At 70.2% G+C, this 6,161-nt stretch carries 8 protein-coding genes; 5 read left to right on the forward strand and 3 right to left on the reverse strand.

The window, feature by feature from the left end; genetic code table 11:
• The 3 genes from ACOADB_RS13805 to ACOADB_RS13815 all read left to right on the forward strand — a co-directional run.
• Positions 1–327, forward strand: a 327-nt coding sequence (locus tag ACOADB_RS13805) for a DUF1905 domain-containing protein (protein ID WP_378599539.1), incomplete at its 5' end; no start/stop codon positions are given.
• 382 nt (positions 328–709) lie between these two features.
• Positions 710–1,201 carry an O-acetyl-ADP-ribose deacetylase gene (locus ACOADB_RS13810; RefSeq protein ID WP_378599542.1) on the forward strand — a complete coding sequence of 164 codons (492 nt, stop codon included), beginning with the start codon at positions 710–712 and terminating at the stop codon, positions 1,199–1,201.
• Between the two features lie 109 nt (positions 1,202–1,310).
• On the forward strand, positions 1,311–1,574 hold the full coding sequence (locus tag ACOADB_RS13815) for a hypothetical protein (RefSeq protein WP_378599544.1): 264 nt from the start codon (positions 1,311–1,313) through the stop codon (positions 1,572–1,574).
• Positions 1,575–1,675: 101 nt separating this feature from the next.
• Here ACOADB_RS13815 and serC read toward each other — a convergent pair whose 3' ends face one another.
• Entirely contained in the window at positions 1,676–2,797 is a 1,122-nt protein-coding gene (gene serC, locus ACOADB_RS13820) for a phosphoserine transaminase (protein ID WP_378599547.1), read from the reverse strand.
• 107 nt (positions 2,798–2,904) lie between these two features.
• On the opposite strand from serC, the gene ACOADB_RS13825 reads away from it, so the two are divergent.
• Positions 2,905–3,381 (forward strand): GNAT family N-acetyltransferase, encoded by a 477-nt coding sequence (locus ACOADB_RS13825; RefSeq protein ID WP_378599549.1) that lies wholly within the window; start codon positions 2,905–2,907, stop codon positions 3,379–3,381.
• 12 nt (positions 3,382–3,393) lie between these two features.
• On the opposite strand, the gene ACOADB_RS13830 is transcribed toward ACOADB_RS13825, so the two are convergent.
• Both ACOADB_RS13830 and ACOADB_RS13835 read right to left on the reverse strand, forming a co-directional pair.
• Positions 3,394–4,287 (reverse strand): ABC transporter permease subunit, encoded by an 894-nt coding sequence (locus ACOADB_RS13830; protein WP_378599552.1) that lies wholly within the window; start codon positions 4,285–4,287, stop codon positions 3,394–3,396.
• Positions 4,284–5,222 (reverse strand): ABC transporter ATP-binding protein, encoded by a 939-nt coding sequence (locus ACOADB_RS13835; protein ID WP_378599555.1) that lies wholly within the window; start codon positions 5,220–5,222, stop codon positions 4,284–4,286. The genes ACOADB_RS13830 and ACOADB_RS13835 overlap by 4 nt, the downstream gene beginning before the upstream one ends.
• 130 nt (positions 5,223–5,352) lie before the next feature.
• On the opposite strand from ACOADB_RS13835, the gene ACOADB_RS13840 reads away from it, so the two are divergent.
• Positions 5,353–6,161 (forward strand): sensor histidine kinase (locus tag ACOADB_RS13840; protein ID WP_378599558.1); only part of this gene is annotated, 809 nt, incomplete at its 3' end.

The raw sequence follows: 6,161 nt of genomic DNA on the forward strand, positions 1-6,161 counted from the left end.
CCGGTCCCTGCGGCCACGGTCATGAGCGAGTACACCTTCACCGCCGTCCTGTGGCGCTGGGCCGCGAAGGACGAGGAGAAGAGCGGTGCCTGGTTCTTCGTCAGCCTGCCGTTCGACGCCTCCGATGCGATCGAGGCAGAGACCGTGCCGGGCAAGGGTTTCGGGAGCGTGAAGGTCGAGGTGACCATCGGCTCGACCACGTGGCGGACCTCGGTGTTCCCGAGCGCGGAAGAGAAGACGTACGTGCTGCCGATCAAGAAGGCGGTACGGGTGGCCGAGGGCCTCGATGAGGGCGGTCCGTGCCGCGTGTCGCTGCGGATGGCCTGACCGAGGTCGCGAAGGTGTGAGCTCCCATCGGCTCGACCGACCGTTGAGTGTGAATTCGGGTGATCGGCGCGATTCGCGTCAACCAGGTTGACGCAAACCGCGCCGATCACTCAATACAGACACCTCGGCGCGGCGCGATCCCATGCACGGCGACATGTCCGCGGCGCCTCATTGGGGAATTCTCGATCAACCAGGTTCATCAGATGTTCCCCAATCACGTGAAGCGCGCTCCGCCGAGCACTGTCAGCAGCGGGACGCGCGGCACGCAGTTGCGTGGCCGATCTGCGGCAACATCCTCGCCACGCCGATCCCTGCCGGAAATGCACGCTCCTCGACCTGCGACGCGGGCGTGGTGGTCGGGCCTGCGTGGCACCCTGACGTCATGGAGATCGAGGTCGTCGAGGGTGACATCGCCCAGCAGCAGGTCGATGCGGTCGTCAACGCCGCCAACCGAGCGATGCGCGGGGGCGGCGGGGTGGACGGCGCGATCCACCGAGCGGCTGGGCCTGAGCTTCTCGAGGACTGCAAGCGTCGTTTCCCGAAGGGCCTGGCCACCGGCGATGCCGGCTGGACGACGGCGGGGCGGATGCCGGCCCGGTGGGTGATCCACGTCGTCGGGCCGAACCGAAACGCGGGGCAGACCGACCGGTCGCTGCTCACGTCCTGCTACCGCCGGGCACTCGAGGTCGCCGACGAGCTGGGAGCCCGGTCGATCGCCTTCCCGCTGATCAGCGCCGGCAGCTACGGCTGGCCCAAGGAAGACGCCGTCGACGCCGCGCTGGAGACGTTGCGCGGCACACCCACGCAGGTGGAGAGGGCGACGCTCGTGGCGTTCGGGCGGGCGTCGTACGACCTGATCGTCAGTCGGCTCTGAGGCACGACCCGGGACCAAGGTCCCAATTCTGGTGACCGATCGTCACTCCTGAGTGCCCGGCGTCGTTGTCCAGCTACCGAACCCCCGGTACCGCTGAAAGGAGACGACCATGCCGTTCGAGCTCACCTCCGCGTTCTTCCTGATGGTCCTCGCGTGCTTCTGCGCCGTCTCCCTGCTGCGGTCGGGCACGCGGGTCCAGGTCGTCGGCCCGGATGTCGAGGAGTGGCGCTCCGCCGCCCTCGAGCACTTCCACCAGCACAAGGACCTCGAGCGCACCGTCGCCCAGGTCCTGGCCACCCCGGGTGCCGTCTCCGGACGGGCCCGTTCCGAGCTCGTCGCCGCGGTGGGACTGCGCGTCGACACCTTCGCCTGAGGCCGCAAAAGAGGCTGCGACAGGCTCGGCCAGCTGAAAAACGAACTTCGGGTCATCTCCGCGTGGGGGAGATGACCCGAAGCTCGGTTTTCAGTCGTTCGTCAGAGCTGGCCCACGACGTAGTCGATGGACGCGGTGAGCAGCTCGATGTCCGAGGCGTCGATCGCGGGGTACATCGCGATGCGGAGCTGGTTGCGGCCCAGCTTGCGGTAGGGCTCGGTGTCGACGATGCCGTTGGCGCGCAGCGCCTTGGCGATCGCGGAGGCGTCGATGGTGTCGTCGAAGTCGATCGTGCCGATCACGAGCGAACGGTCCTCGGCGTTGGGGACGTAAGGCGTCGTGTACGACGTCTTCTCGGCCCAGCCGTAGAGCGCGTCCGAGGACGCCGTGGTCCGCTCGACCATGCCCTTGAGGCTGCCGTTGGCGTTCATCCAGTCCAGCTGCTCGGCCATCAGGAAGAAGGTCGCGATGGACGGGGTGTTGTAGGTCTGGTTGAGGCGCGAGTTCTCGACCGCGGTCTGCAGGTCGAAGAACGCCGGGATGAACCGGTCGGAGGCCTTGATCTCCTCGACGCGCGCCAGCGCCTTCGGCGACATGATCGCGAACCAGATGCCGCCGTCCGAGGCGAAGCACTTCTGCGGCGCGAAGTAGTAGACGTCGACCTCGTTCAGGTCGACCGGCAGGCCACCGGCGCCCGACGTGGCGTCGATCAGGACCAGCGCGTCGTCGGCGATGCCTGCGGGGCGGATGACCGGCGCCATCACGGCGGTCGAGGTCTCGTTGTGCGCCCAGCCGTAGACGTCGATGCCGTCCTCGGCCACCGCGACGGGACGCGAGCCCGGGTCGGCCTTGATGAGCGAGGGGGCCTGGAGCCAGGGTGCGTCGGCAGCCGCCTTGGCGAACTTCGAGGAGAACTCACCGAAGGTCAGGTGCTGCGACTTCTCGCGGATCAGGCCGAAGGTGGCGATGTCCCAGAACGCGGTCGCGCCGCCGTTGCCGAAGACGACCTCGTAGCCCTCGGGCAGGTCGAAGAAGGTGCCGAGGCCGTCGCGCACGCGGCCGACGGTGTCCTTCACGGCTGCCTGGCGGTGCGAGGTGCCCATCAGGGAGGTGCCGGTCGCCGCAAGGGCGTCGAGGGCCGCGGGGGCGACCTTCGAGGGGCCGGCGCCGAAGCGGCCGTCCACGGGCTTGATGTCGGCGGGGATCACGATCGCGTCAGTCACGGGTTCAACCTTCTCATCGGAGTGAGCGGAGGGGCAGGCTGACGACGCTGTCAGAGATGCCTCCAGTGTGACAGCCGCATCACATCGGTGATAAATCGTTGTCCCTCATGGACCTCGAACTGCGCGCCGTCGGCTACGACCATCCCGATGCGGTCGCACTCGTCGCGCGGGTCCAGCTGGAGTACACCGAGCGCTACGGCTCACCGGACGGCGGACACGCCGACCCGCGGGAGTTCGACGCCCCGGACGGCCTCTTCCTCGTCGGGTACGACGACCGCCGGACGCCGGTCGTCACCGGCGCCTGGCGGCGGTCCCCCGAGCAGGCCCTCGGCGGGACCAGCGCGGTGGAGCTGAAGCGGATGTACGTGGTGCCCGAGGCCCGCGGCCGCGGCTTCGCCCGGGCGATCCTCGCGGAGCTCGAGCGGACCGCCTCTGAGGCGGGTGCCGATCTCGTCGTCCTCGGGACCGGGCTGATGCAGCCCGAGGCGATCGCGCTCTACCTCAGCGCGGGCTACCAGGAGATCCCGGTGTTCGGGTTCTACGCAGGCCACGAGCTGGCCCGCTCCTACGGCAAGCGGATCTGACCCGGTCCGGACTCAGGTGACGTCGCGGCGTCGTACCAGCGCGAGGCTGAGGACCGCGGCGAGCACGATGTAGATCACCACCGTGATCGCTGCCTGGCCGGCAGGGACGGTGTCGAGGACACCGGGCGTGCCGTCGCCGGACCCGACGCCGACGATCGAACCGATCAGGGATCCGGCGGACGTGCCCGGCATGAACCCGGTCAGGGTCTCGACCCAGCCCAGCAGCTGCCCGACGCCGCGCAACAGGTTCTCGATGACCAGCGCCCACACCAGGCCGAGGCCGACCGAGAGGGCCGGTCCGCGGGCCACGGTGCCGAGCGCGAAGCCGAGCACGGCCCACATCTCCAGGACCAGGAAGCCGGCGCCGAACGCCTCGGCGACCGAGCCGAACGACGGCATCACGACGTCCTGCGACGCGCTGGCCGTGATCACCAGCGAGATCCCCAGGTCGAAGCCGAGGGTGACCACGAGGGTGCCCAGGACGATGGCGGTCAGTGCGGTGACCGAGCCGATCACGGCCGGACCGCGTCGCACGCCCTGGGAGAACAGGGTCTTCCAGGTGCCCCAGCCGTAGCCGTTGCCGGCCACGAGCGCACCGAGCACCATCATCAGCGCACCGCCGAACATGGGCATGCCCTGGAGGAACACGTCGGGTACGGCGTCCGGCAGCATCCGCGCGAGCTGCTCGGCCTGCGTGGTGCCCTCGTCGGCGAAGCCGGCGTCGCCGCTCGTGTACGAGAGGTACGTGAACAGGTAGCCGAACATCATGCTCAGGGCGAGCCAGGCGCCCAGCGTGATCCACACGGCCGGCCACGCACGCAGCCGCATCAGCTCCGCGCGGGTGCTGTGCAGGGTCGCCGCCAGCAGGCCCGTCGCTGCGGGCCGGGTGGTTGTCGTCGTACTCATGACACGTGCTCCTTGCTGGTGTGGCCGCGGGTGGTCATCTCGAAGAAGACCTCTTCGAGGCTGCGCTCGGCGGCGGTGATCTCGTGGACGTCGGCGCCCGCCTGGACCAGCGCCCGCGTCACTGCGGGGGCCTGGTCGGGGGAGAGGGTGAGCAGCAGGGCGCCGTCGTCGGTACGACGCACGCCGTCGTCACCGGCGAGCCGCATCGCGACCGCCAGCGCGTCCGCCTCCGGGGTCGCCCGGACCCGCAGCGAGATGCCGCCGCGGAGGTCGGCGACGGTGGACTCGCGCAGCAGGCAGCCCCCGTTGATGACACCGACGCGGTGGCAGATCTCCTGCACCTCGGCCAGCAGGTGGCTGGAGAGGAGCACCGTCTGGCCGCCGCGGGCGAGCTCGACGATGAGGGCCCGCATGTCGGCCATGCCGGCCGGGTCGAGGCCGTTGGTCGGCTCGTCGAGGATGATCAGCTCGGGGTCGCCCATCAGCGCGGAGGCGACGCCGAGGCGCTGCTTCATGCCGAGCGAGTAGCCCTTGAACCTGTCCTCGCCGCGGTCGACCAGGTCGACCCGCTCGAGCACGCGCTCGACCTCGATGTCGTCCAGGCCGCGCTGGCGGGCGAGCACCCGCAGGTTGGCGCGGCCGGAGAGGTACGGGTAGAAGCCGGGGCCCTCGATCAGCGCACCCACGGAGGTCGCGGCATGCGGCTTGTCGGAGGGGCGGCCCAGGATGGTGGCCGATCCGGACGTGGGCCGGATCAGGCCGAGCATCATCCGCAGCGTGGTCGTCTTGCCGGCCCCGTTCGGGCCGAGGAAGCCGTAGACCTCGCCGCGCTGCACGGTCATGCTGACCCCGTCGACGGCAAGACGGTCGCCGTACCGCTTGGTCAGCGCGTCGGTGGTGACCACCGGGTTCTGGTTCTCGGTCGTTGTTGGCATGGCTCCACCCTGCGGCGCGGAAACCGTTCGCGCGTCCGCTGGCAGGCGGTCGCTGCGTACGCAGTTCTGCGTACGACGACGCTGCCTGTCGTCGTACGACGCCCGGGGCCGATCCCTCTAGCCTCGGAGCATGACCACCGCACCATCGGGGCCCACTCCTGCCCTCACCGCGAGCCTGCGCGTGTGGCCGTGGGTCCTCACCGCACTGCTGGTGGTGGGGACGGCCGCGGCGAACCATGCCGTCGGCTCTCCCTCGCCCGCGATCCTCGGTGTCCTGCTGGCCACGGCCGCGATGCTGCCGACGGTGTTGCCGGGGTTCGGGAGTCGGTGGGGCGTGCCGGTCGGAGCGCTGCTGCTGACGGCGGGTGCGTTCACCGGCGCCTACTTCGCGTGCGGCTACGCCGACGGCCCGATCTTCCTGGCCCTGCCGGCCGTCACGTTCGTGGTCGCGATCAGCACGCCGGTGGCGCAGTGGATCCGGTGGGCGGTTCCCGCGCTGGTGTTCGTCGCGCTCGGTCTCGCCGCTCGCTACGCGTGGTGGGAACAGGATGCCGGCCACCAGCACTTCTGGCAGGCCGTGGGTGCGGTGGCCATCGTGGCGGCAACCGGTGCGATCGCGACCGCGGCCCGCAGCCGGATGGACGCGCACGCCGAGCGCGTGGGCCGCGCCGCGTCCGAGGAACGGCTCCGGATGGCCCAGGACCTGCACGATGGCGTCGGCCACGGACTGGCCGTGATCGCGATGCAGGCCGGGGTCGCTCTGCACGTGCTCGACCGCGACCCGGCTGCTGCGCGGGAGAGCCTGGAAGCGATCCGGGCGACGAGCAAGGAGGCCCTGGACGCGTTGCGGTCCGAGCTGGCGACCATCGCGGGAGAGCCGGCACCGCTACGACCGACGGCCGGCGTCGAAGCGATCCCGGCGCTGGTCGAACGGGTGCG

The sequence above is a fragment of the Nocardioides sp. CPCC 206348 genome (assembly GCF_048654705.1).
GTDB lineage: Bacteria > Actinomycetota > Actinomycetes > Propionibacteriales > Nocardioidaceae > Nocardioides.

What these genes read in the sequence shown, in the direction of transcription:
- ACOADB_RS13810 (WP_378599542.1), top strand. Translation starts at nt 710, where the DNA reads ATGGAGATCGAGGTCGTCGAGGGTGACATCGCCCAGCAGCAGGTCGAT.
- ACOADB_RS13815 (WP_378599544.1), top strand. Translation starts at nt 1,311, where the DNA reads ATGCCGTTCGAGCTCACCTCCGCGTTCTTCCTGATGGTCCTCGCGTGC.
- ACOADB_RS13825 (WP_378599549.1), top strand. Translation starts at nt 2,905, where the DNA reads ATGGACCTCGAACTGCGCGCCGTCGGCTACGACCATCCCGATGCGGTC.
- ACOADB_RS13830 (WP_378599552.1), bottom strand. Translation starts at nt 4,287, where the DNA reads ATGAGTACGACGACAACCACCCGGCCCGCAGCGACGGGCCTGCTGGCG.
- ACOADB_RS13835 (WP_378599555.1), bottom strand. Translation starts at nt 5,222, where the DNA reads ATGCCAACAACGACCGAGAACCAGAACCCGGTGGTCACCACCGACGCG.